23 protein-coding genes and 1 tRNA gene are annotated in these 23,775 nt (G+C 74.3%); 12 read left to right on the top strand and 12 right to left on the bottom strand.

The features are described from left to right. Nucleotides 1–171 precede the first annotated feature (171 nt). Nucleotides 172–714, top strand: coding sequence for a TetR/AcrR family transcriptional regulator (locus GQ466_RS07210; RefSeq protein ID WP_161101920.1), 543 nt, complete (start codon nt 172–174; stop codon nt 712–714). 6 nt (nt 715–720) lie between these two features. Here the strand turns inward: GQ466_RS07210 and GQ466_RS07205 are convergent, their stop codons facing one another. After that, nucleotides 721–1,017, bottom strand: coding sequence for an MTH1187 family thiamine-binding protein (locus GQ466_RS07205; protein WP_161101919.1), 297 nt, complete (start codon nt 1,015–1,017; stop codon nt 721–723). Between the two features lie 44 nt (nt 1,018–1,061). Next, nucleotides 1,062–2,036 carry a hypothetical protein gene (locus tag GQ466_RS07200; protein WP_161101918.1) on the bottom strand — a complete coding sequence of 325 codons (975 nt, stop codon included), beginning with the start codon at nt 2,034–2,036 and terminating at the stop codon, nt 1,062–1,064. Between the two features lie 52 nt (nt 2,037–2,088). Here GQ466_RS07200 and GQ466_RS07195 point away from each other — a divergent pair, with 52 nt between their 5' ends. Both GQ466_RS07195 and GQ466_RS07190 read left to right on the top strand, forming a co-directional pair. Beyond that, nucleotides 2,089–2,388: a PadR family transcriptional regulator gene (locus GQ466_RS07195; protein ID WP_161101917.1), complete on the top strand. Its 300-nt coding sequence runs from the start codon at nt 2,089–2,091 to the stop codon at nt 2,386–2,388. After that, nucleotides 2,385–3,176, top strand: coding sequence for a hypothetical protein (locus GQ466_RS07190; RefSeq protein ID WP_161101916.1), 792 nt, complete (start codon nt 2,385–2,387; stop codon nt 3,174–3,176). Before GQ466_RS07195 ends, GQ466_RS07190 begins: the two co-directional genes overlap by 4 nt. 15 nt (nt 3,177–3,191) lie before the next feature. Here GQ466_RS07190 and GQ466_RS07185 read toward each other — a convergent pair whose 3' ends face one another. Next, nucleotides 3,192–3,578 carry a DUF7715 family protein gene (locus GQ466_RS07185; RefSeq protein ID WP_161101915.1) on the bottom strand — a complete coding sequence of 129 codons (387 nt, stop codon included), beginning with the start codon at nt 3,576–3,578 and terminating at the stop codon, nt 3,192–3,194. 229 nt (nt 3,579–3,807) lie between these two features. On the opposite strand from GQ466_RS07185, the gene GQ466_RS07180 reads away from it, so the two are divergent. The 5 genes from GQ466_RS07180 (at nt 3,808) to GQ466_RS07160 (ending at nt 8,094) form a co-directional block, all read left to right on the top strand. Continuing rightward, nucleotides 3,808–3,881 (top strand) — tRNA-Ile (locus GQ466_RS07180). A 127-nt stretch (nt 3,882–4,008) separates the two neighbouring features. Continuing rightward, the gene (locus tag GQ466_RS07175) at nt 4,009–4,713 is read left to right on the top strand and encodes an LppX_LprAFG lipoprotein (RefSeq protein ID WP_161101914.1); all 705 of its coding nucleotides are present in this window, start codon (nt 4,009–4,011) and stop codon (nt 4,711–4,713) included. Continuing rightward, nucleotides 4,713–6,245, top strand: coding sequence for an MFS transporter (locus GQ466_RS07170; RefSeq protein WP_202420260.1), 1,533 nt, complete (start codon nt 4,713–4,715; stop codon nt 6,243–6,245). The genes GQ466_RS07175 and GQ466_RS07170 overlap by 1 nt, the downstream gene beginning before the upstream one ends. Nucleotides 6,246–6,329: 84 nt before the next feature. Next, a complete protein-coding gene (locus tag GQ466_RS07165) occupies nt 6,330–7,319 on the top strand; it encodes an alpha/beta hydrolase (RefSeq protein ID WP_337193351.1) in 990 nt (329 codons plus the stop codon). A gap of 133 nt (nt 7,320–7,452) precedes the next feature. After that, the gene (locus tag GQ466_RS07160) at nt 7,453–8,094 is read left to right on the top strand and encodes an Rv1733c family protein (RefSeq protein WP_161101911.1); all 642 of its coding nucleotides are present in this window, start codon (nt 7,453–7,455) and stop codon (nt 8,092–8,094) included. 7 nt (nt 8,095–8,101) lie between these two features. Here the strand turns inward: GQ466_RS07160 and GQ466_RS07155 are convergent, their stop codons facing one another. From GQ466_RS07155 to GQ466_RS07135, 5 genes are read right to left on the bottom strand one after another with little or no spacing between them, the layout of a single operon-like run. Then, the gene (locus tag GQ466_RS07155; protein WP_337193350.1) at nt 8,102–8,530 is read right to left on the bottom strand and encodes a MarR family winged helix-turn-helix transcriptional regulator; all 429 of its coding nucleotides are present in this window, start codon (nt 8,528–8,530) and stop codon (nt 8,102–8,104) included. After that, the gene (locus tag GQ466_RS07150) at nt 8,527–9,951 is read right to left on the bottom strand and encodes an MFS transporter (RefSeq protein WP_161101910.1); all 1,425 of its coding nucleotides are present in this window, start codon (nt 9,949–9,951) and stop codon (nt 8,527–8,529) included. Before GQ466_RS07150 ends, GQ466_RS07155 begins: the two co-directional genes overlap by 4 nt. A gap of 48 nt (nt 9,952–9,999) precedes the next feature. Further along, nucleotides 10,000–10,803, bottom strand: coding sequence for an ABC transporter ATP-binding protein (locus tag GQ466_RS07145; RefSeq protein ID WP_161101909.1), 804 nt, complete (start codon nt 10,801–10,803; stop codon nt 10,000–10,002). A gap of 1 nt (nt 10,804) precedes the next feature. Continuing rightward, nucleotides 10,805–11,833 carry a FecCD family ABC transporter permease gene (locus tag GQ466_RS07140; protein ID WP_161101908.1) on the bottom strand — a complete coding sequence of 343 codons (1,029 nt, stop codon included), beginning with the start codon at nt 11,831–11,833 and terminating at the stop codon, nt 10,805–10,807. Further along, nucleotides 11,830–12,822 carry a FecCD family ABC transporter permease gene (locus GQ466_RS07135; RefSeq protein WP_161101907.1) on the bottom strand — a complete coding sequence of 331 codons (993 nt, stop codon included), beginning with the start codon at nt 12,820–12,822 and terminating at the stop codon, nt 11,830–11,832. Before GQ466_RS07135 ends, GQ466_RS07140 begins: the two co-directional genes overlap by 4 nt. A 109-nt stretch (nt 12,823–12,931) precedes the next feature. Between GQ466_RS07135 and GQ466_RS07130 the strand changes: the two genes are divergently transcribed. Genes GQ466_RS07130 through GQ466_RS07120 form a run of 3 tightly spaced genes read left to right on the top strand, consistent with a single transcriptional unit; the run spans nt 12,932 to nt 16,209 of the window. Further along, nucleotides 12,932–13,936 carry an ABC transporter substrate-binding protein gene (locus GQ466_RS07130; protein WP_202419994.1) on the top strand — a complete coding sequence of 335 codons (1,005 nt, stop codon included), beginning with the start codon at nt 12,932–12,934 and terminating at the stop codon, nt 13,934–13,936. Further along, nucleotides 13,933–14,748: a siderophore-interacting protein gene (locus tag GQ466_RS07125; protein ID WP_161101905.1), complete on the top strand. Its 816-nt coding sequence runs from the start codon at nt 13,933–13,935 to the stop codon at nt 14,746–14,748. The genes GQ466_RS07130 and GQ466_RS07125 overlap by 4 nt, the downstream gene beginning before the upstream one ends. A gap of 9 nt (nt 14,749–14,757) precedes the next feature. Beyond that, nucleotides 14,758–16,209: an FGGY-family carbohydrate kinase gene (locus GQ466_RS07120; RefSeq protein ID WP_161101904.1), complete on the top strand. Its 1,452-nt coding sequence runs from the start codon at nt 14,758–14,760 to the stop codon at nt 16,207–16,209. A gap of 32 nt (nt 16,210–16,241) precedes the next feature. Here GQ466_RS07120 and GQ466_RS07115 read toward each other — a convergent pair whose 3' ends face one another. The 4 genes from GQ466_RS07115 to GQ466_RS30660 form a co-directional block, all read right to left on the bottom strand. Then, nucleotides 16,242–16,727 (bottom strand): S1 RNA-binding domain-containing protein, encoded by a 486-nt coding sequence (locus tag GQ466_RS07115; RefSeq protein WP_161101903.1) that lies wholly within the window; start codon nt 16,725–16,727, stop codon nt 16,242–16,244. Nucleotides 16,728–16,730: 3 nt separating this feature from the next. Then, nucleotides 16,731–20,444, bottom strand: a complete 3,714-nt coding sequence (locus GQ466_RS07110) for a DUF6531 domain-containing protein (RefSeq protein ID WP_161101902.1) — start codon at nt 20,442–20,444, stop codon at nt 16,731–16,733. Between the two features lie 95 nt (nt 20,445–20,539). Next, on the bottom strand, nt 20,540–20,854 hold the full coding sequence (locus GQ466_RS07105; protein WP_237417615.1) for a nucleoside triphosphate pyrophosphohydrolase: 315 nt from the start codon (nt 20,852–20,854) through the stop codon (nt 20,540–20,542). A 2-nt stretch (nt 20,855–20,856) separates the two neighbouring features. After that, the gene (locus GQ466_RS30660; RefSeq protein WP_202420349.1) at nt 20,857–21,309 is read right to left on the bottom strand and encodes a hypothetical protein; all 453 of its coding nucleotides are present in this window, start codon (nt 21,307–21,309) and stop codon (nt 20,857–20,859) included. A gap of 92 nt (nt 21,310–21,401) precedes the next feature. On the opposite strand from GQ466_RS30660, the gene GQ466_RS07100 reads away from it, so the two are divergent. Continuing rightward, on the top strand, nt 21,402–23,771 hold the full coding sequence (locus GQ466_RS07100; RefSeq protein WP_161101901.1) for an ATP-binding protein: 2,370 nt from the start codon (nt 21,402–21,404) through the stop codon (nt 23,769–23,771). The last annotated feature ends 4 nt before the right edge of the window (nt 23,772–23,775 follow it).

Below are 23,775 nucleotides of genomic sequence, written 5' to 3'. Positions count from 1 at the left end.
TCGCGGCGCCGCTCCGGTGCGGCTGAGCCCGGTAGCGCGCGGATGACACGGCACCCGTCGCGCTGCGCTCACGCCGACATGGCGGGACGAACAGCTCGCGGCGCCGCTGCCGGGCGGGTGCGCCCGGCGCCGCGACGCAACGTTGCGTGGCGTTCTCGCTAGGCTGCGGCCATGCCGCCACGCAACGCCTCGGCGATCTTCGACGCCGTCCTCGCCCTGCTCGCCGAGCGGGGGTACGCGGGCCTGACGATCGAGGGCGCCGCCGCGCGCTCGGGCGTCAACAAGACGACGATCTACCGGTGGTGGCCGTCCAAGGCGGCGCTGGTCGGCGCGGCGCTGGACCGCGAGATGCCGCTGGACCTGCGCGTCCCCGACGCGGGCTCGCTCGCCGCCGACCTCGCCGCCCTGGCCCGCGCCTTCCTTGACCTGCTCACCACGCCGCCCGCCGCCGACGCGGCCCTGGCGATCCTCGGCGCGGCGGCCGAACATCCCGAGCTGGCGTTCCACGTCCGCGCCTTCTTCGCGACGCGCCTCGGCCCCGAGCACCCCGTCTTCGCCCGCGCGGTGGCCCGCGACGAGCTGCCGCCCGCCGCCGACCCGCTCCTGCTGGCCGACGCGGTCATCGGGACGATCTGGTCCCGCGTGGTCTTCCGCGGCCTCCGCCCCGACCCCGACTTCCCCGCCCAGCTGACGAACCTGCTCCTGCCCGCCTGACGCGGGTCAGGAGCCGGCGAGGTGGCGTTCGATCGTGGCGACCTTGGCGTCGAGGGCGCCGGTCGTCCCGGGCCGGAGGTCGGCCTTCACGACGAGGCTCACGCGGGGCGCGCGGGCGGCGACCGCGTCGGTGGCGGCCTTCACGACGGCCATCACCTCGTCCCATTCGCCCTCGATCGTGGTGAACATCGCGTCCGTGCGGTTGGGCAGCCCGCTCGCGCGCACGACCCGCACCGCCTCCGCGACCAGTTCGCCGACGTCCTCGCCGGTGCCGAGCGGGGTCACCGAGAACGCGACCAGCATCCGCCCGCCTCCTTCCGTCCCGGGTCAACGCCCCGCACTGTACGTCACGCCCGGCGGCCCGCCCGGGGCAGGACGGACGCCGCCGCGAACGCGAGCACTCCCGCGCAGGCGGCGCCCACGACGGTGACCGCCGCGAGCTGAGCGGGCGTGTCGACCGGCCCGTGGAGCCCGGCCGCCGCGCGCAGCGGGTCCCGCAGCACGGCCGCGCCGGGCAGGGCCAGCAGGGCGGCGACCGCCGCGACCGCCGGTGCGCGCCTGGCCGGGGCGGTCGGCCGGACGAGCCGCAGCACCCGGTTGACGAGCAGCGCCGCGCCGGAGAACCCGCCGGTCCCGATCGCGACGAAGGTGAGGAAGAGGACCGGGGTCGTCCCGTGCTCGCCGACCGCCTGGGCCGTCGCCGCCGCGAGCCCGCCCGCGAACCCGGCCGCGACCGCGAGCCCGGCGGCGTGCGCGCGGACGAACCGGAGCGCGCCGGGGCGGCCCAGCCCCACGACCGGCGCCCGGAGGACGCGCGGCACGCGCGGCGCGACGAGGGCGGTCAGCGCGGGCAGGTCGTCGAGCCAGTCGCCGTCGTCCGGACCGTCCGGCACCCGGAGCCCCGCCACGACACCGGCCACGACCAGCGCGGACAGCACCGCCAGGGCGGCGACCAGCCACGGCGTCACGCCGTTCCACAGGGCGCGGTCCGCGCGGAGCGCCACCGCGATCCAGTCGACGGCGACCGTCGCGCCGGCCAGCGCCGACGCGACGATCCCGGCCCGCACGAGCTGCCGGAGCCGCGCGCCCGGCCGCGGGTCGCCGCTACGCAGCAGCGCCCGCGCCCCCGCGAGCGCGACCAGGACCGGAACGAGGAACTGGGTGAACGCCACCACGCCGGTGTAGGGGTCGTCCCGCCACGGGCTGCCGGCCCGCACGGCGTCGACCTGCGTCGTGGCGACGGCGAACGCGGTGAAGGCCAGGGCGGTGACGAGCTGGATCAGGAGCGCGCGGACGGCGCCGCGCGGCGAAGTCTCGACCATGCCCGCCATAGTACACGGCGCGTAGTACTTGGCGCGTAGTAACATCGTCGCCATGCAGATCAACGACGCGCAGACGCTCGTGCTGTGCGTGCTCGCCGACGGCCCGCGCCACGGGTACGCCGTCAACACCGCGATCGAGGAGCTGACCGGGCGGCGGCTCGGGCCGGGCAGCCTCTACGGCGCGCTGACCAGGCTGGAGGCGAAGGGCCTGGTGGAGGCGCTGGACGGGGACGGACGCCAGCGGCCCGTCCGGCTGACCGACGCCGGCCGCGGCGTCCTGGAGGAGGAGCTGCGCGCGATGGCGCGCGTCGCGGCGGCCGGGCTCCGCAGCCTCGGCGTGGCGCCGTCATGACCGCGGGCATGACCCCCGCCCGGCTGCTCGCCGCGCTCTACCCGCCGCCCGTCCGCGAGCGCTGGGGACCCGGCCTGGAGGACGAGATCCGCGCGGCGGGCCGCCGCTCCTGGCCGGACGCCCTGCTGCGCGCCGCCGACCTGTGGCTGCATCCGGCGGTCTGGCCCGCGCGGTCGCCCGCCGAGCGGCGGCTGCGCGCGTCCGCGATGGCCGTGACGGTCACCGCGCTGTGCTGGTTCGTCACGCACGTCGCCACCGAGACCGACGACGCGCTCGGCGGCACCGGCCGCTCGGCGGCGCTGACCGCGAGCACGCTGGGCATGGCGGCGGGGCTCGCGCTGATCGTGCCGCTGCCGCGTCCCGCCGCGCTCGCCGCCTTCGCCCGGCACGCGACCGTCCGGGGCGCCCCGCCCGCCGCGCTCGCGGCCCTGGCCGTCGCGGTCGTCCACACGTCCGGCCCCACGGCCGGCCACACGGCGGGCGTGCCGGGCTGGGCGCGCGGGGCCGTCCTCGCGTGCTGGTGGACGGCGCTCGCCCTCGGCGCCCTGCAGTGCTGCCGCCTCGTGACCGTGCTCGGCGCGGACGCCGTCGTCGCGCCCCGGCCCGCCCGGCTGCGGCTCGGCGTGCTCGTCCTGCTCGCGGCGACCGCCGCCGACGCCGGAGCGGTCCTGGCCCATGTCGCGGGCGCCGGGCCCGACCCGTCCGCCGCGCTGGCCGGAGCGGCGCTCGCTCTGCTGGCGCCGCTCCTGCTCACCCCGCTGCGCGACCTACGCCGCGCGACGACCTGACGGTCAGGCTGACGATCAGGGACGGGCGACCTGGCGCACCACGATCTCGTCCAGCCGCCGCTCCACGATCGCCCCCACCGGCCAGTCGCGGACGAGCGCCCGCAGCCCGGCCGCCTCGTGCTCGGCGTTGGACGCGTCGTACCCCTGCTGTTCGAGGCTGCTGCGCACCGCCTCCGTATAGTCCTCCTCGGTGAACCCCGGCACCTCCCGGACCATCGCGGTCGTCGTCGCGCGATGGGAGTTGAGCCCCGCGAACGCGCGCCCGCACCCGCAGCCGCCGTCCGGATCCCCCTCGTCCCGCGCGCACACGACCCCGATGTGGACGAGCTCCCCCTCGACGCACCAGTCGAAGTCGTTCTGCCGGTACCCCTGCGTGATCTTGGTAGCGGTGAGCAGCTTCAAGGCCGGCCCCCTTCCCCTGAACCCCGCGTACCACGGTACGACGAGGGTCGGACACTTTTTCCGTCCTCTGGTGCGCAATAGCCGGGATCCGCCGAATGGCGCCTGCACGTTCCGGTCTCCTAGACTCGGCGCGAGCCCTCGGGGTTCGAAATACTGTGCTCGCTCACCCGTGTTCCTCGGCGCGACGGCGGCCCGTCGCTCTGTCCGCACAGGTCAGAGAACAGTTGCTGGGGCGGTAGCTCAGCCGGTCAGAGCAGCGGACTCATAATCCGCCCGTCGTGGGTTCAAGTCCCACCCGCCCTACGTCGCGGAGCGGCGGGCTTCCGGGCCCGCCGCCTCCGCCCGGCCGCCGGGTAGCCCTTGAGGATGACCCCGCATCGTCCTTCACGCGGAGTGACGCGGGACACGACCGGCCGGTAAGGTCCCGGCCATGTCGAGACTCCGAAGCCGCTTCGCCGGCGCCGCCGCACTGATGATCGCCCTGGTCACGGTCACGTCCTGCTCGGACGGCGGCGACGGCGGGAACGCCACCGCGAACGAGCCGGACGCGTCCGGGACGCTGCGGCAGGCGGCGCAGACGATGTCCGGACTGTCCAGCATCGGGTTCAAGCTGACGACGGACGGCGAGCCGCAGGTGATCGTCCGGGGCGGCGAGATGAAGCTGCTCAAGAACGGCGACGCGGACGGCACGCTCCAGATCGCCCAGTCGAGCCAGGTCGTCGAGATGCGGATCGTGTCCGTCGGCCAGAGCTTCTACCTGAAGGCCGTCACGGGCGGCTGGCGGACGGTCCCGAAGACGATGGCGGCGTCGCTGTACGACCCGTCGGCCGTCCTGGACCCGAACCGCGGCCTGGCCAAGCTGCTCACCTCCGTGACCGCGCCGAAGGAGGAGGGCACCGAGAAGGTGAACGGCGAGCAGGCGCACCGGGTGCGGGGGGCGCTGCCGAAGGGCGTCCTCGCGGGCCTCATCCCGGGCATCGACAAGGACGTGACCGGCAAGCTCTGGATCGGCGACGGCACCCACCGCCTCCTGCGCATCACGGGCGACCTGCCCGGCGCCAAGGGCGGCACCGGCAAGCTCACGATCGACTTCACCGAGTTCGACAAGCCGTACAAGTTCACGGCGCCCAAGTGATGGAGCGGCGGCGGCTGGCGATCGGCGTCGGCGGCGCGGTGGTCCTGGTCGCCGCGCTGGACGCCTACGTCGTCACGACCATCCTCGTCACCGTCCTGCGCGACCTGAAGCTCCCGGTCGACCACCTGGAGCGGATCACGCCGGTCGTCACCGGGTTCCTGCTCGGCTACGTCGCCGCGATGCCGCTGCTCGGCCGCCTGTCGGACCGGCTCGGGCGGCGCGGCGTCATCGAAGCCTGCCTGGTCGTGTTCGCGGCGGGCTCGGTGGTGACCGCGCTGGCCGCGGCGCCGCACGGCGTGCTCGTCATGACGATCGGACGCGCCGTCCAGGGCATGGCGGGCGGCGCGCTGCTGCCGGTGACGATGGCGCTCGCGGGCGACCTGTGGGAGGAGAAGCGCCGTCCGGTCGTGCTCGGCGCGATCGGGTCAGCGCAGGAGCTGGGCAGCGCGCTCGGCCCGCTGTACGGGGCGGCGCTGGCGAGCGCGGCGAGCTGGCGGCTGATCTTCTGGATCAACGTGCCGGTGGTCGTGCTGGCGCTGGTCGCCGTCCACTTCACCGTGCCGAACGGACGGCCCGCGCCCGCCGACCGGCCCGGCATCGACGTCGTCGGCGGCGTGCTGCTCGCGGCCGGGCTCGGCCTGCTGGTCGTCGGCGTCTACAACCCCGCGCCGGACGAGTCCGCGCTGCCGTCCTGGGGCGTCCCGACGCTGGTCGCGGGCGCCGTCGTCCTCGCGCTGTTCGTCCTGTGGGAGATCCGCGCCCGGACGCGGCTGCTCGACCTGACCGGCACCCGGCGCGGCCCGCTGTTCGCGACGCTCGGCGTGAGCTTCCTGTCCGGCGCGGCGCTGATCGTCACGCTGGTGGACGTGCAGCTCGTCGCGCAGACGCTGCTGGACGAGGACGCGCTCGGCGGCGCGCTGAGGCTGGCGTGGTTCCTCGGCGCGCTGCTCGTGGCGGCGGTGCTCGGGGGCCTCGTGACGGCTCGGATCGGCGAGCGCACCCCGCTCGTCGTCGGGATGGCCGTCGCGGCGGGCGGGTACGCGCTCATCGCGAACTGGCCCGCCGACATGACGGCCGCGTCCTACGGCCCGCTCCCCCGCATGGCGGTCGATCTCGTCGTGACCGGACTCGGCCTCGGCCTGGTGATCGCGCCGGTGTCCTCGGCCGTGCTGCGGACCGTCCCGGCCGCCCAGTTCGGGATCGCGTCGGCGGCGGTCGTCGTCGCGCGGATGATGGGGATGCTCCTCGGCATTTCCGCGCTCACGGCGTGGGGCCTGCGCCGGTTCCACACGCTGACGGCCCATCTGCAGCCGCCGCTGCCGCTGTTCATGTCCAAGAGCGAGTACAACGCCGCGCTCGCCGTCTACACGCAGAAGCTCCAGGACGCGCTGCGGACCGAGTACCAGGAGATCTTCTGGATCTCGGCGGCGCTGTGCGCGCTCGGCGCGGTGGTCGCGCTGGCCGCACCCGGCCGCCGCGCGGAGGTCCCGGCGCCCCGGCCGTCGGCCGATCAGCTCTTGACAGGCCCGTGACAGCGGGTTCAGGCTTGCGATCCGGCTGACCGAGGGGTCAGTCGGCCCGTCCGCTCACGGGGGAGAACGCCGATGGATCCGCTCGTGGAACACAGGCCGGGGACGACGGTCCGCGCCCGGCTGACCGCTCGCGGGCTGAAGCTCACGGCCGCCCCCGTCCTCGCGCTGTGGCCGCTCGGGCAGCGCGGGCTGCGCCCGGCGTTCGCCCTCGACCTCGCCGCCCCGGTCGCGCTGCCGACGCCGCGCTGGGCGCGCGTGGAACGTGTCAGGGCCGGGGACGTGCGCGCCGAGTGGGTGCGGGCGCCGCGCGCCTCCGACGACCGGGTCGTCCTGTACTTCCACGGCGGCGGCTTCTTCTGCTGCGGGCTGCGCACGCACCGGCGGATGGTCGCGCGGATCTCGGCGGCGGCGGGCGCGTCCGCGCTGTCGGTCGCCTACCGGCAGCTTCCGGCGGCGCCGCTCGCCGTGTCGGTGCGGGACTGCGTGGACGCCTACCGCTGGCTGCTGGAGCAGGGCCACGACCCGGCGCGGATCGTCGTCGCGGGCGACTCGGCGGGCGGGTTCCTGGCGTTCGCGGCGACGCTGCGGGCCATGGACGAGGGCCTGCCGCGCCCGGCCGCGATCGTCGCGATGGCGCCGCTGACCGACCTGGACCACACGGCCAAGGCCGCGCACCCGAACGCGCGGACCGACGCCTACCTGCCCGCGCGCCGGGTGCGGCGGCTCGCCGAACTGCTCACCGAGGGCGTCGTGCCGCTGGACCCGGCCCTCTCGCCGGTGAACGCCGATCTGTCCGGGCTGCCGCCGGTGCTGATCCAGGTGGGGTCGACCGAGATGCTGCTGCCGGACGCCGAGCTGATGGCGGCGAAGCTGTCCGCGGCGGGGGTGCCGTGCCGGCTCCAGGTGTGGGAGGGGCAGGTCCACGTCTTCCAGGTGTTCGCCGATCTCGTCCCCGAGGGGCTGGCGGCGCTGCACGAGGTCGGCGCCTTCGTGCGGGAGCACACCGTCCCGGCGGCCGTTCCGGCGCCGAGAGTACGGCGCCGCCGCCGGATCCGCCGTACCGCCGCCGCCTGACGCGCGCCGGTGCGTCACGTTCCGGGCACGGTCCCCTGTCCGCTGGGCCTGTTCGTTCGGCGCCGGCCGGAATACTCTGGGAGAAGAAGGCAACATGCCTCTTACCGGGAGACTCCCCGGGGAGGTGAGGGCGATGCGTTTTTCCGGTGACGGCCCGGAGCGGCGCCGCGCGCGGCGGGCGCTGCGGCGGGTCCGGCGCGGACGGTTCCGTCGCGCTCTCGGGTTCACCCGCAACCCCCTGCTCCGCCACATCGACCGCGTCCAGCAGTACTGCGCCGCCGGGCTGCTGCTGTTCGCGCTCGTGATCGTCCCGGCGACGGCCGTCTGGCTCGGCGGCTGGGCCTACGTCGCGGGCCGCGACGCCGAGCGGGCCGAGCGCGCGGGCCGCACCCGGGTCCCGGTGACGGTCACCGCGACGGGCGGGCTCGGCACGACGGGCGACCGGTACGTCCACGAGACCGTGCAGGGCGTCTGGACGGGTCCGGACGGGCAGCGCCGCACCGGCACGCTCCCCGCCTGGAAGGACGCCGAGGTCGGCGAGCGCCGCCTGGTCTGGATGGACCGGGACGGAATGCCGACCGTCCGGCCGCGTCCGCACAGCCGCACGGTGACCGACGCCGCGTACGCGGGGGTCGTCGGCGGGCTCGGCGCGGTGGTGCCGGTCGGGCTGGCGTACTGGGCGCTGCGGGCGCGGTGCGACCGCGTCCGGTACCGGCTGTGGGAGGCCGACTGGGCGCGGATGGACACCGACGCGGGCAACAGCCGCCCGTCCTGACGCGCGGTCAGTCCTCGCCGACGAGCCGCGCGGCGATGCGGTCGAGCGCGGCCAGGTCCTCGGGCGGCAGGGCGCGCAGCGCGGGCGGCGGGGTGCCGAGGATCTCCTCGGCCCGGGCCGCGACCGCCCGGCCCGCCTCGGTCACGGTGACGATCTTGGACCGGCCGTCGGCGGGGTTGGGCCGCCGCTCGACCAGGCCGCGTTCGGCGAGGTCGTCGACGAGCAGCGTCGTGTAGGGCCGGTCGGTCGCGAGTTCGACGGCGAGGTCGCGCAGCGTGCGGGGTTCGCTCGCGATGCGGCGCAGCGCCTTGATCCGGAAGAAGCTCATGCCGAGTTCCTCGGTCACCTCGCGGCGCATGTCGTTGCGCTCGTGGAACAGGACGCGCAGGTTCCGCCACGCGCGCGTCGCGGGGTCGAGGTCGTGCGGATCGGTCACGGGGCCTTCACCGGGATCGGGGACGGTTCGAACAGCGCGGCGGTGCGGGCGGCGGTGCGCTCGGCACGGCGTCCCGTCGTGACGGTGCCGAGGACGAGGACCGCGGTCGCGCAGCCGGCGAGCACCCAGTATGCCGGGCGGGCGGCGGCGGCGAAATCGGCCGACACGCCGCCCGCGACCGCGCCGACGACCGCGACGCCGAGCGCCTGGCCGACCTGGCGGCTGGTGGACGCGACGGCCGCCGCGACCCCGGCCTGCGAGCGCGGCATCCCGGCGACGGCGGTGTTGGTGATCGGCGCGTTGAGCATCCCGAACCCGATCCCGAACAGGACGTTCGCGGTCAGCAGCAGCCCGGTCGTCGCGGCGGCGTCGAACACGGCGAACAGCAGGCCGGACGCGAGCAGGGACACGCCGGCGATCTGGAGCGGGAGCCGGGGGCCGCGCGTGCCGACGAGCCGTCCCGACAGCGGGGCGAGCAGCGCGCTCAGCGCGGCCATCGGCAGCAGGTAGACCCCGGCGTGCAGCGCGGACATGCCCCGGACGCCCTGGAGGTACAGGTTGCTGAGGAACATGAACCCGGCGAAACCGGCGAACCCGAACACGGCGATGAGCGTGGCGCCGCTGAACGGCAGGCTGCGGAAGAAGCGCGGGTCGATGAGCGGTTCGGGCGCGCGGTGGGAGTGGACGACGAACGCGGCGAGGGCGGCGAGCGCGGCGACGGCGGCCCCGAGGACGCGCGGGTCCGTCCAACCGAGGCCCGGCCCCTCGATGATCGCGTAGGAGAGCCCGCCGAGCAGGACGATCGCGCCCAGCTGGCCGAGCGGGTCGGCGCGGCGCGGCTGCTCGGCGCGGGACTCGGGGACGAACCGCCCGGTCAGGAAGAACGCGGCGATCCCGATCGGCAGGTTGAGCCAGAAGATCGCGCGCCAGCCGACGCCGTCCACCAGCAGCCCGCCGACGATCGGCCCGGCGGCCATGCTGACGCCGACGACCGCGCCCCACACGCCGATCGCGCGGGCGCGTTCGCGCGGTTCGGCGAAGACGTTGGTGATGATCGACATCGCGACCGGGTTGAGCATCGACCCGCCGACCGCCTGGACGACGCGCGCCGCGACGAGCCAGCCGAGGCCCGGCGCGAGGCTGCACAGCAGCGACCCGACGGTGAACAGGACGAGCCCGGTCCGGAAGACGCGGCGGCGGCCGACGCGGTCGGCGGTCGCGCCCGACAGCAGGAGCAGGGACGCGAGGACGATCAGGTAGGCGTCGATCGTCCACTGGAGCCCGGAGATCGAGGCGTCGAAGTCGCGGCGCAGCGCGGGCAGCGCGGCGTTGAGGATCGTGTTGTCGAGGCTGACGATCAGGAGGCTGGAACAACACAGGGCGAGGACGAGCAGGCGGCGGCGCGGGCTGAGGTCGGGCATCGGCGCTCCCTAGATGGTTTTATTCACATAACCATCGTACTCCTACAACTATTTCGCCGGGGCCGCCGACCGCCGCCGCGCGGCCGGGACGACCAGCGGCGTCCCCGTCTCCGGGTCGTCGATCACCTGGCACGGCAGCCCGAACACGTCCTCCACCAGCGCGGACGTGACGACCTCGGCGGGCGGCCCCGCCGCGACGACCCGGCCGGAGGCCATCGCTATGAGATGCGTCGCATACCGGGCGGCGTGGTTCAAATCGTGCAGGACGGCGACGACCGTCCGGCCCTGTTCGTGCAGGTCGGCGCAGAGATCGAGGATGTCGATCTGGTGGGCGATGTCGAGGAACGTGGTCGGCTCGTCCAGCAGCAGGATCGGGGTGCGCTGCGCGAGCGCCATCGCGATCCACGCGCGCTGGCGCTGGCCGCCCGACAGCTCGTCCACGGACCGGTCGGCGAGCGCGGCGACGCCGGTGGCCGCCATCGACTCGGCGACGACCGTCTCGTCCTCGCGCGACCACTGCCGCAGCAGGCCCTGGTGCGGGTACCGGCCGCGCGCGACGAGGTCGGCGACCGTGATGCCCTCGGGCGCGATCGGCGACTGCGGCAGCAGGCCGAGCGTGCGGGCCAGCTCGCGCGCGGGCCAGTCGGCGACCGCGCGCCCGTCGAGCAGGACGGCGCCCGCCGCGGGCTTCAGCACCCGGGCGAGCGCGCGCAGCAGCGTCGACTTGCCGCACGCGTTCGGGCCGACGATGACGGTGAACGAGCCGTCCGGGACGGCGACGTCGAGGTTCTCGGCGATCGTCCGCCGGTCGTAGGCGAGGGTCAGCGCCTCGCCGCGCAGCCGCGCGTTCATGTCAGATCCTTCCGGACTTGCGTTGGATGACCAGCAGCCAGACGAGGTACCCGCCGCCGAGCAGGCCCGTCACGACCCCGACCGGCACCTGGTGGCCGGGCACCGCGCGCTGCCCGGCGAGGTCGCTCGCCACCAGCAGCAGCGCGCCCATCGCCAGCGACGCGACGAGGTTCGGCCCGGCCGAGCGGGTGAGGCGGCGCGCGAGCGGCGGCGCGGTGAGCGCGACGAACGCGACCGGCCCGGCCGCCGCCGCCGCGAACGCGACGAGCAGCACCGCCGCCGCGAGCGCCCCGCCCCGGACGGCCCGGACCCGCACGCCGAGCCCGCGCGCCGCGTCGTCGCCCATCTCCAGCATCCGCAGCGGACGCGCGCCGAACGCCAGCACGAGCGGGACGAGCACCGCGAGGGCGACGAGCAGGGGGCCCGCGTCGCCGAGGTCCCGGCCGTCCAGGCTGCCGGTGAGCCACAGCGCGGCGCGCGCGGCGTCGATGATCTGCGCGCGGGTGATGAGGTAGCCGTTGACGCCGGTCAGGATCCCGGCGACGCCGATGCCGACGAGGACGAGCCGCTGCCCGTGCAGTCCGCCGCGTCCGGCCAGCAGCGCGATCGCGATCCCGGCGAGCGCGCCGCCCGCCGCCGCGCCGCCCGCGACCGCGAGCCCGCCCGCGCCGGTCAGCACGATCGTCGCGAGGACGCCGGTCGCCGCGCCCTGCCCGAAGCCGAGGATGTCCGGGCTGCCGAGCGGGTTGCGGACGAGCGACTGGAACACCGCCCCGGCGAGGCCGAGGGCGGCGCCGACGGCGAGCGCGGTGACGGCGCGCGGCAGCCGCAGCTCGCGGACGATGAACGCGTCCGCCGGGTCGCCGTGCCCGGCCAGCACCCGCACGACCGCGCCGAACCCGATCGGGTAGTCGCCGCTGCCGATCATGACGATCGCGAGGACGGCCGCGCCCGCGAGACACAGGACCGTCACCGCCAGGGCACGCGGACGGAACCGGACCGCGACGTTTCCGGTGCGCAGGACGGTCATGTGCGCCGCCGGACGAAGTAGAGGAAGAACGGCCCGCCGGCGACGAGCATCACGACGCCGACCTGGAGTTCGGAGGGCCGGGCGGCGACGCGTCCGAGGACGTCCGCGCCGAGCAGCACGGCGGGCGCCAGCACCGCGCAGTACGGGAAGAGGCGGCGCAGGTCCGGCCCGGTCAGCGCGCCGACGAGGTGGGGCACCATCAGGCCCGCGAACACGATCGGCCCGCACGCGGCCGTCGCCGACCCGCACAGCAGCGTGATCGCGACGATCGCGGCGAGCCGGGCGCGGCGGGGGTCGGCGCCGAGGCCGCGCGCGGTGTCGTCGCCGAGCGCGAGCGCGTTGAGCGGCCGGGCGAGCGCCAGCGCCAGGACCGTTCCCGCCAGCACGAACGGCAGCACCCGCCAGATCGTCGAGCCCTGCGCGGCGGCGAGGGAGCCGACCGTCCAGAACCGCATCTTGTCGAGCGACGCGGTGTCGAGCAGTTCGACGGCGTTCACGTACGAGTACAGCGCGGCGTTCAGCGCGGCCCCGGCGAGCGCGAGCCGGGCGGGCGTCGCGCCGCGTCCGCCGCCGACCGCGTAGAGCAGGACGGCGACGATCCCCGCCCCCGCGAACGCGAACCACACGTACCCGAGGAAGGACGTCACGCCGAGCAGCGAGATCGCGCTGACGACGGCGGCGGACGCGCCCGCGTTGATCCCGAGCAGCCCCGGGTCGGCGATGGGGTTGCGGGTGAGCGCCTGCATGACCGCGCCGCCGAGGCCGAGGGCCGTCCCGGCGAGCAGGCCGAGCAGCGTGCGCGACAGTCGCATGTCGTGGACGACGGTGTACGCGGGCGACGCCGGATCGGTGAGGCCCGCCCACACGTCGCCGGGCGAGAGCGGGCGCGCGCCGACCGCGAGGCTCAGCGCGACGACCGCGGCGAGCGTCGCCAGCGCGGCGGCGGGTCCGGCGGCGGGGGCGCGCACGGACGGGACGAGGGACGACATGGTGCTCCGAGGGGGCTGCCCGTGGTGATCAGATTTAGGTTAGGTTAACCTAACTCGCCATCCGGGGTCCGCACCGGGCCCCGGGATCGGCACGAGATTGGAACGCACCATGCCCGCACACCTCACCCGCCGCGGCCTGCTGTCCGCCGGCGGCGGCCTGACCCTCGCCGCCCTCCTCGCCGCCTGTGGTGACGGCGGCTCCGACGCGTCCGGCGGCGCGGGCTGGACGTTCACCGACGACCGGGGGACGAAGATCTCGCTCAAGGCGCGGCCGAAGCGGGTCGTCGCCTACGTCGGGGCCGCCGCCGCGCTGCACGACTTCGGCGTCGTGGACCAGATCGTCGGGGTCTACGGCCCGGCCAAGCGCAAGGACGGCAGCCGCGACCCGCAGGTCGGCGAGGTCGACGTGAACAAGGTCACGATCATCGGCAACGCGTACGGCGAGTTCAACATCGAGAAGTACGCCGCGCTGCGCCCCGAGCTGCTGGTCGACCACGTGTTCGTCCAGCCGGACCTGTTCTACGTCCCGGCCGAGAGCAAGGACAAGATCTTCAAGCTGGCGCCGTCGGCCGGAATCGCGACCGGCGCGGTGCCGCTGCCCACCCCGATCGAGCACTACGCGGCGCTGGCCCGCGCGCTCGGCGCCGACACCAAGTCCCCTGCGGTCACCGCCGCCCGCGCGCGGTTCGACAAGGCCGTCCAGGCGGTGCGGGACGCGGTGCGCGCCAACCCCGGCGTCAAGGTCCTCGCGGCGTCGGCGAGCCCCGACCTGTTCTACGCGTCCAACCCCGGCAAGAACAGCGACCTCCTCTACTACAAGCAGCTCGGCGTCGAGCTGATCCAGCCCGACCACGTCGGCAAGGACGGCTACTTCGAGGACCTGAGCTGGGAGAACGCCGACAAGTACAAGGCCGACGTCGTCCTGCTCGACGCGCGCACCCAGGCCCTGCAGCCGAAGGACCTCGGGTCCAAGGCGGCGTGGAAGCGGCTGCCCGCCGTGCGCGCCGGTCAGGTCGTCCCGTGGGACGCCGAGCCCCGCTTCTCCTACGCGGGCTGCGCGCCGCTGCTGGAGCGCCTGGCCACGACCATCCGCAACGCGAAGAAGGTGGCATGACGTACGCGTTTTTTGATCTACGGGTGCTGCGGAGCGTCCGGCTCGGGCCGACGATGCGGCGCGTCACGTTCGGCGGCGCCGGGGTGGACGGCCTCGCGTCCGGCGGCCGGGACCAGCGGATCAAGCTGTTCCTGCCGCACCGGCACCAGGCCGCCCCTCTCGTGCCGGTGGCCGAGGAGGACTGGTTCGGGGCGTGGCGCGGGCTCGATCCCGGCGAGCGGGCGATCATGCGGACGTACACCGTCCGCGCGCAGCGGCCCGGCTCTATCGACGTGGACTTCGCGCTGCACGGGGACACCGGCCCCGCGTCCCGGTGGGCGTGCCTGGCGCAGCCCGGCGACCGCGTGACCGTGCTCGGGCCGACCGAGCGCGACAACGCGGGGGTGGACTTCCGTCCGCCGCCGGGCGCCGCGCGGATCCTGCTCGCGGGCGACGAGACGGCGCTGCCCGCGATCGGCGGGATCCTGGAGCACCTGGCCGCCGGGACGGCCGCCGACGTGTGGATCGAGGTCCGCCACGCCGACGACCGGCAGGAGCTTGTGACGCGCGCGGACGCGTCCGTCCGGTGGCTGGTGCGCGGCGCGACGGACGCGCTGGTCGAGGCCGTCCCCGCCGCCGCGTTCGCCGTGCCCGACTACGCGTGGATCGCCGGCGAGTCCGGGACCGTCCGGGCGTTGCGCCGCCATCTCGTCGGGGAGCGCGGGCTGGACCGGCGGACGGTGACGTTCACCGGCTACTGGCGCAAGGGCGACTCCGAGGAGGACCTGCTCGCCGAGGTCGCCGCCGGGAGGTCGCCGCACACCGAGGAATAATCGGGCGCGATGGACGTCTTCCTCGGCGTGGACGTCGGGACGCAGGGCGTCCGGGCGGTCGCCGTCAGCCGCGCGGGCGCGCTCGCCGGACACGGCGCGGTGCCGCTGACCGGCTCGCGCGACGGCCCGCGCCACGAGCAGGACCCTGCGGCGTGGTGGACTGCTTCTGTCGAGGCGTGCCGTCTCGCCCTGCGTTCGGTGCCCGCGGGTTCGGTGCGTGCGGTGGCCGTGGACGGGACGTCCGGGACGATCCTGCTGACCGACCGCCACGGCCGTCCGCTGACGCCCGCCCTGATGTACGACGACACGCGGGCGACCGCGTACGTCGAGCGCGTCAACGAGGTGGGCCGCGCGGTGTGGGATTCGCTCGGGTACCGGCGGATGCACGCCGCGTGGGCGCTGCCGAAGCTGCTGTGGCTGCTCGACCGGCACCCGTCCGGTCGCGCGGCGCACCCGGTGGACGTCGTGAACCGTCGTCTCGTGGGCCACGCCGTGCCGACCGACGTCAACAGCGCGCTGAAGACGGGCGCGCACACGCGGGACGTCCGCTGGCCGCACGAGGTCCTCGACGCCCTCGGTGTGCCCGCGTCGGCGCTGCCGGACCTGGTGCGCCCCGGCACCGTGATCGGCGCGGTCGGCGCGGCGGGCTCCGCGGCCACCGGCCTGCCGCCCGGCGTGCCCGTCGTCGCCGGAACGACGGACGGCTGCGCGGCGCTGCTCGCGTCCGGACGGGTCGGCGCGGGCTCGTGGAACTCCGCGCTGGGAACAACGCTCGTCCTCAAGGGCGTGACGACGGACCCGGTGCAGGACCCGTCCGGGATCGTCTACTCCCATCGCGGCCCGGACGGCGGCTGGCTGCCCGGCGGGGCGTCCGGCGCGGGCGGCGGCGTCCTCGCCCGCGACTTCCCCGGCCGCGACCTCGCCGCCCTGGACCGGCGCGCGTCGCTGCACGAGCCCGCACGCGCACTCGCCTATCCGCTGACGGCGTCCGGGGAACGGTTCCCGTTCGCAGCACCGTCCGCCCGCGGTTTCGTCCTCGGCGACTTCGGCCCGGACGACCGTTACGCGGCGCTACTCCAAGGCGTCGCCTACATCGAGCGTCTATGTCTGGACTACCTAGACCTCCTAGGCGCCCCCATCGACGGCGCCCTCACCTTCACCGGCGGCGCCACGGCAAGCCCGTACTGGTGCTCCTTGCGAGCGTCGATCCTCAACCGCCCGGTGACGCTGCCCACTCGTCCAGAACCAGCGCTAGGCGCAGCAATACTCGCCGCATGGGCCCTCTCCCCCACCCACCGACTAGCCGACGTAGCAGCCGAAATGGTGCGCATAAGCGCAACGATCGACCCGCACGCCCCCGGCCGATTCGACGCAACCTACCTACAACTGGTGGACGAGTTAGCATCACGCGGCTGGCTCCCCACCACCCTGGCCTCCCACGCACACCAACGCCTCGCCTGATCCGCCGAGATCAGAACGCCCTTAAAAAAGGCTCACCTGTCGGCCGGCGCCAGAGAAACGCGACGATCTTCCGTGTTCACGTCAACGATGCGAACCTGGACCTCGCTGCCGACCGGCGGAGGCACTGCATCGCCGATGCGAGGCAACAGCCCCTCCACGTCCTTCTCGAGCGCCACGAAAACTCCGATCGGCGCAGCTTTGGCCACCGTCCCGACCACTACGTCACCGACGCGCTCCGCGAGCGCGAGCAGGGGATCACCGTCCGGATCCTTGAGCGAGAGCGAGATGCGCCGCCGGGAGACGTCAATGTCCAGCACTCGCACCTTCACGCGCTCGCCCACGGACACCACCTCCGACGGATGCCGGAACCTGCGCCACGCCAGATTGACGACGGACACCACGCCTTCGACGGGTCCGCCAAGGTCGATGATCGCCCCGAAGCTCTCCGTCCGCACCACCGTCCCCGACCGCTCCTCGCCCACCCTCAATGACGCGAGGAACTCCTCGTCGGCCTGCACGACCTAGTCCTCCCATGAATATCCCTGGCGATAGTTCCACCAGCGCGTTCTATCGTGGTCGATATAAGAATTAAACTGCGGAATCTTCTCCCGGGGGATGATCCACTGATACTCCCCCGGCTTGTTGTCATGGGTGCGGAAGTATTCATCGCGCGGGAATGCGTCTTCGAACCCATGCTTCATGGTGTACTCATAGTATCCGTCTTCGTGCGTACCCTGTTCCGCGTATTGCTGCGCGACCTTGGGACTATTGCCCAAATGCACGTCGCTGCCGTGTCCCTGATGATTCGCCGGGTCCGGGCCATAACGCTCGGCCTCCCGGTTGCCGTGACCGGGTGCCCGGTAGAGCTTGAGGCGTCCGTCCTCGTCGCGTTCGTCGTGGCAGTTGAAGAGGCCGAGGGGGTCGATCCATCGCATCGGGTTGGGCACATAGCCGTGTGGGTTCGGCCCGGCCGCGAACCCCAGTGGGTCGGCGGACAGGTACGCGCCGGTCGCCGGGTCGTAGTAGCGATGGAGGTTGTAATGCAGTCCCGTTTCAGGGTCGGCGTACTGCCCGGGGAACCGCAGCGGACATCCGATTCCGGCGCCGCCCGACCACAGGGGAGTCTGACGGCCGTGCTCTACGGTGCCATCGACGTGCACAAGCTCACGCGGCGTTCCGACAAGGTCGGTGATGACCGCCGCAACACGGCGGACGACGTGAGTCCGCGCGCCATCGACCGGCGAGACAGCCGTTTCCTGTGCCGCCACACGACGCGAGCCCGGTAGGAATGACCAGGTCGTCACGACCGTGTTCCAGCCGGCCGCTCCCTGATCCCACGTCCGGTGCGTCTCCTCCACCAGGCGGGTGTCGTCCCAGGTGTAGGTGTAGGTCTGGTGGGCGGTTCGGCCGTCGGGGGTGAGTTGTTGTTTGGCGGTGCGGCGGCCCAGGGCGTCGTAGTGGTAGCGCCAGCGGGTGTTGTCGGGGGTTTCGACGCCGATCAGGCGGTCGTCGGCGTCCCAGTGGAAGTGCCAGCGGCGGCGCTTGCCGGAGAGGGTGACCTGTTCGCGGAGGACGATGCGGCCTTGGGCGTCGTGTTCGTAGCGGGTGCGGCCGGCGTTGCGGATCAGGGTTCCGGTGAAGGTGCGCGGGCCGGTTTCGTCGGCGGCGTCCGGTGCAGTGGGCCAGTCGGCCTGGGTGACGTTTCCTGCGTCGTCGTAGGCGTAGCGTTCGGTCCAGTTCTGGGCTGAGACGTTGGTGACGCGGCCTCGTGCGTCCAGCGTGTAGGTGCGGTTCCCGTTGAGACGGTCGTTTGTTGCGGTGAGGTGGCCGTCGGGTCGGTAGGTGTAGGTCCGGTGCTGGAGGAGCCGGGCCTGATCTTCCGGACGGCTCGGCGCGCCCCACAGCGACTGGGCGGTGAGGCGGTCGTTGACGTCCCACTGCTGGGACAGGATCGTGTCCGTTCCGATGCGGCGTTCGGTTTCGCGGCCCAGCGCGTCGTGGGTGAACGTGAGGGTCTGCCCGGCCGTTTCCAGGCGGGACGGTCGGCCCGTCGCGTCGTACGTCCAGTGGCTCTCCGCGCCGGACGGCGTGCGGCGGGCGGTGACCCGGCCGGCAAGGTCGCGGGTGAGCGTCAACGTCGCGCCGTTGCACGTCTCGGCGATGACACGGCCCGCGGCGTCGTGGGAGAACGCCAGGTCGGCGTCGGCGTTGACCGCGCGGGTCATGCGTCCCATCGCGTCGTAGGCGAACGTGGTGGTCTGGGTTCCCGCGCGCTTCTCCAGCGTGTTGCCCAGGGCGTCGCGCGTGTAGGTCGTGGTCTGGCCCGCACCGTTCGTCCGCGCCGTCAGACGGCCCGCCGCGTCGGTGGCGTAGCGGAGGACGCGGCCGTTGAAGTCCGTCTCGGCGACCAGGCGACCCGCCGCGTCGTGCTCATAGCGCCAGGTCAGGCCGCCGGACGTCGTCACGGCGGTCAGCGTGAGACGGGCGTCGTGCGTGAACGTCAGGTGCGACCCGTCCGGACGGGTCCGGGTGGTCGGCGTGTCGAACGGCCCGTACTCGGTACGCGTCACCTGGCCCAGCGGATCGGTGTAGGCGACCTCGTTGCCTTCGGGGTCGTACTCCCAGCGTTCGGTCGCGCCGTCCGGCAGGGTGCGGAACGTCTGGCGGCCTTCCACCGTCCAGCCGAAGCGCACGTGGTTCCCCGCCGCGTCGGTGTACGTGGTCACGCGGCCGAGAGCGTCGTAGGCGTAGCGCTCGACGGCGCCGCGCGCGTCGGTCACCGCGACCGGCAGGCCGTTGGCGTCGTTCTCGGCGCGCGTGACGGCACCGAGCGGGTCGGTGACGCCGGTCCGCGCGCCGCGCTCGTCGTAGGTCAGCGCGGTGACGGCGCCGAGCGGATCGGTGAGCCGGACGAGGTTGCCGCGCTCGTCGTACTCCTGCCGCCAGACCGTCCCGTCCGGACGCGTGATCTCGACGGGCAGATTGCGGTCGTCGTAGACGGCGGTCGCGGTCGTGCCGTCGGCGTACGTCGTGGACGTGAGGTTGCCGTGCTCGTCGTAGGTGTGGCGGGTCGTCGCGCCGAGCTGGTCGGTCCGGGACAGGAGGCGGTCGAAGCGGTCCCACGTCGAGCGGATCACGCCGCCCAGTGGGTCGATCTCCTCGATGACCTGGCCGGAGTCGTTGTAGCGGTACTCGGTGGCGTGGCCGAGGGCGTCGGTCAGGACGGTCCGGTTGTTCTCCGGGTCGTACGACAGGGTGCTGTCGAGGAAGCCGTCCGAGCCGGTTCCGCGCACCGCGCGGCCTTCGTCGTCGTACTCGTACCGGTACCAGAAGCCGTTGCGGTCTTCCCAGCCGGTGAGGCGGTCCTCGTCGTCGTAGCTGAGCTTCAGCGGCAGGCCGGACGAGTTGTAGACCTCGCTGAGATTGCCCTCGGCGTCGTATCCGAAGCGGACGAGCGTCACGTCGTCCAGCCGGAGGGCGGTGACGCGCCGCTCGCCCGTGTCGTCCAGCGGCGCGGTGTCCACGGTGATCCGGTGGCCCGCCGAATGGCGGATCTCGGTGAGGACCTGGTCGGCGTAGACGAAGTCGATCCGGTTGCCGTTGCGGTCGGTGATCGCCGTGACGGGCAGCCGCGTCCAGCCCGTCGTCTCGCCCGGCGCGGGGAAGTGCAGCGCCGTGCCGGACTGCGGGTCGGTGAGGCGGTAGCCGCCGTCCGACGTCAGGACGAGCGGGTGCTGCGGTCCCGCCGTCGGGCGGAACTCCACGTTCGGCAGCAGGACTTGTGGATAACGCCGGACGGTCGCGTCCTCGCCGAGGAAGTGCGCGCCCGCGCTGTCGATCTCCAGCGCCTGGTCCAGCGTGGACGCCCACCGGCGGCCGAAAAGCCCGCCCGCCGCGTACGACGAGTTGTGCGTCCGGCGCAGGAGCAGCGGCAGGACGCCGGGCAGCGACACGTCCGTCTGCGTCAGCAGCACCTCGCCGGTGACGACGTCGATCGGGTCGTCGGACGTGGACTTGACGTCGTTCGGCCGCGCCTGCGACTGCTCCGTCCCGCCGCGCCGCCGTCCGCGCCGGGGTTCGGCGCCGCGCCGTCCGCCGGGGCCGCCGCCGTGGCCGCCGTGCCGACCGCGCCCGCCGGACGGGAACAGGTGCCCGGCCATCTTGCCGAAGACGCCGCCCGCGCGACCGCCTCCGTGGCCGCCCTTGCCGCGACGGCCGAACCGGCGCTTGGTCAACGGGAGTCTCCGATCATGGACGGGGGCGTCCGTCCATGATCGTTAAAACGGCGACCGCGCTTCCACTCCCGATTTGACCGGATTCGGCCAGGCGGTCAGGGGCGGTTGCCCGTCCAGACGGTGCGGGCGGTGAAGGCGCCGCGGGCGGCGGACTTGGCCGCGCGGATCTCTTCCAGGCGGGCCGGGGTGAGGCCGTGCGCGGCGGCGAGAGCGTGGACGACCTCCAGGACGTCCGCGAGTTCGCCGGGCAGGTCGCTGGGGTCGGCCGCGCAGGCTTCGGCGGTCTCTTCGCGGAGTTTGTCGCGCAGGCGCTGCCGGTATTCGGTCTCGTCGGCGATGTAGGTGACGGGTTCGGCGCCGGACGCGCGGATGATCTCCGGGATGCGGTCCCGGACGAGCTTGCCGTCCACCGTCAGGACGCTCGGGTGTAGCGCACGTCGAAGTCCTTGGTCCAGGCCGTCCCGTCCGGCGAGGTCTCCCAGGCGCCCTCGATCGTGCGGCCGTCCGCGGCGAACGTGGCGGAGAAGCGCTGGTTGAAGCCGGCGGCGTCCCGGCTCATCGTCCAGACGCCGCCGCGCACGTCGAACCGGTAGACGCGGAACACCTCGCGCGCGTCGGCATAGAGCATCGTGAACGCGTCGGCGGTGTCGTCCAGCCCGATCAGCGCCGTCACCGGCAGCGGCGAGTGCGCCGCCCAGTCCGCGTCGAACGACTCGGCGTCCTCGGTGCGCTGGCGCAGGAACGCGCCGTCCTCGGTCCACGCGAACCGCGTGGCGGCGATGCCCATCGACCGTCCGCCGACGATGGCTTCCGTCCGCCACTCGCCCAGCAGAGGCTCCAGGCGCCCGAACGCCGGATGTCCCATGTCACGCTCCCCTCGTCCGCCATGATCGTGGCACGGCGTCCGGCCCTGGCCAATCGGCCGTGCCGGGCTGTGGATCTTCCTAGGGTTCCGCCATGGAGGGCAACAGGTTCGAGGGCGTGGCGACCGGGCCCGTCATCCAGGCGCGGGACGTCACGCTGCGGCTGCCGGCGACCGTCCCGGCGGGGCTCGGCGGCGTGCGGGCGCGCGGCGCGGAGTTCGTCGGACGCACGGCCGTCCTCGCCGAGGTGCTGGCGCTGATCGACCCCCGCGACGGCGGCGCGGGCGTCGTGCGCGTGTCCGCGGTCGCCGGGATGGGCGGGGTCGGCAAGACCGAGCTGGCGGTGCAGGCCGCGCACGCGGCGACCGAGCTCGGCTGGTTCCCCGGCGGCGTCCTGATGATCGACCTGCACGGCTACGACCCGCGGCAACGGCTGGACGAGGCGCGGGCGCTGGCGAGCCTGCTGCGCGCGCTCGGCGTCCCCGACGAGCACATCCCGCCGGGCGACGACGAGAAGGAGCGGCTGTACCGGACGGTCCTCGGCGCGTACGCCGAGCGCGGCCGTCCCGTCCTCGTCGTCCTGGACAACGCCGCGCCCGCCACGCCGGTCGACCGGCTGCTGCCCGGGCGCGGGCCGGTGCTGGTGACGTCCCGGCATGCGCTGGCCGAGCTGCCCGGACGGCTGCTGGACCTGGACGTCCTGGACGACGACGACGGCGTCGAACTGCTCCGCCGCCTCATCACGCTGCGCCGTGGCCCCGCCGACACCCGCGTCGCCGACCATCCCGGCGACGCGCGGCGGATCGCGGGCTTCTGCGGCGGGCTGCCGCTCGCGCTGGAGATCGTGGCGGCGCTTCTGGCCGCCCGTCCGGCCAAGCCGCTCGCCGAGCTGGCCGAGGAGCTGGCGGCCGAGCACACCCGGCTGAGCACGCTGGAGTACCGGCGGCGGGCCGTGCGCGCGGCGTTCGACCTGTCCTACCGGGCCCTGCCGGACGGGCAGCGGCGCCTGTTCCGGCTGCTCGCGGTGAACCGGGGGCCGCGCGTGTCCACGGCGGCGGCGACCGTGCTCGCCGGGACGGACGAGCGCTCCACCCGCCGCGACCTGGAAGAACTCGCCGAGGCGCACCTGATCGAGCCGTGGACCACGCCCGGCTGGTGGCGGATGCACGACCTCGTCCGGCTTTACGCCGCCGAGACGGCCGGCGCGCACCGCGCCGAGGACGGCGCGGCCGGCGCCTGGGACCGTCTCCTCGACCACTACCTGACGACCACCGAGAAGGCGCTCGCCCACGTCAACCCGCTCGCCGCCGACGATCCCGGCGCGCAGGGCTTCGCGTCCCGCACTGAGGCGTTCGCCTGGCTGGACGCGGAGCTGCCGAACCTGTCGGCCGCCGCGTTCGCCGCGTCCGCACGCAAGCCGTCGTTCGCGCTGCTGCTCACGCTGAACCTGGCCCGCTACCTGGAACGGCGCCGGCTCCTCGCCGAGTGGGAGGCGCTGGCGGTGCTGGCGCGCGACACGGCCGAGCGGGTCGGCGACCGGCACCACGAGGCGGTCGCGACCACCAGCGTCGGGCTCGTCCTGGACGCGACCGGACGGTCCGCCGAGGCCGTCGCCGCCTTCCGCCGGTCCGCCGAACTCGCCCGCGCGAACGGCGACGACCTCGGCGAGCGGACGGCGCTCAGCAACCTCGGCGGCGCCCTGCAGCGGATCGGGCGCGTGGACGAGGCCATCGGCGTCTGCCGCGAGACCGTCCGGCTGTGCCGCGCCGCCGCCGACCGGCAGGGCCACGCGCTCGCGCTCGGCAACCTCGGCGCGGCGCTGGACGAGGCCGGCCGGACGGACGAGGCCGTCGCCGTCCACCGCAAGGCCGCCGAACTGCACGGGCGCATCGGCGACCGGCACGGCGCGGGCGCCGCGCTGTCGAACCTCGGCGTCGCGCTCGGGAAGATCGGCCGCCATGCCGAGGCGGTCCGCGCGTGCGAGGAGGCGGTCGCGGCGTGCCGGGAGACCGGCGACCGGTACCGCGAGGGCATCGTGCTGGGCAATCTCGCGCTGGCGCTGCGCGGGACCGGGGACGAGGCGGCGGCCGTGCGCCGCTACGTCGAAGCGGTCGAGGCGCTGCACGACTCCGGTGAACTCTCGGCGGAAGCGGTCGCCCGGTTCGAGTGGGGGCGCACGCTGATCGCCGCCGGGAACCGGGACGAAGCGCTGACCGTCCTGCCGCGGGCCGCCGCGCTGCACCGGGAGGCCGGGAACCGGCACGGCGAGGCGTCCGCGCTGCACGCGCTCGGCCTCGGTCTCGTCGACGCGGGCCGCCTGCCGGACGCCTGCGCGGCGCTCGCCCGGGCCGCCGACGGATTCGCCGGGATCGACGAGGAGAGCCGCGCGCTCGCCGCGTCCGCGCTGGAGATGACGCGGAAACTGGCCGCGCTGGAGCGTTTGGACGGCGACGCGGCCGGTTAGGCGA

The sequence above is a fragment of the Actinomadura rayongensis genome (assembly GCF_009831215.1).
GTDB classification, from domain to species: domain Bacteria; phylum Actinomycetota; class Actinomycetes; order Streptosporangiales; family Streptosporangiaceae; genus Spirillospora; species Spirillospora rayongensis.
The sequence above is the reverse complement of the archived record's forward strand: the minus strand, read 5'-3'. Positions and strand labels throughout refer to the sequence as shown.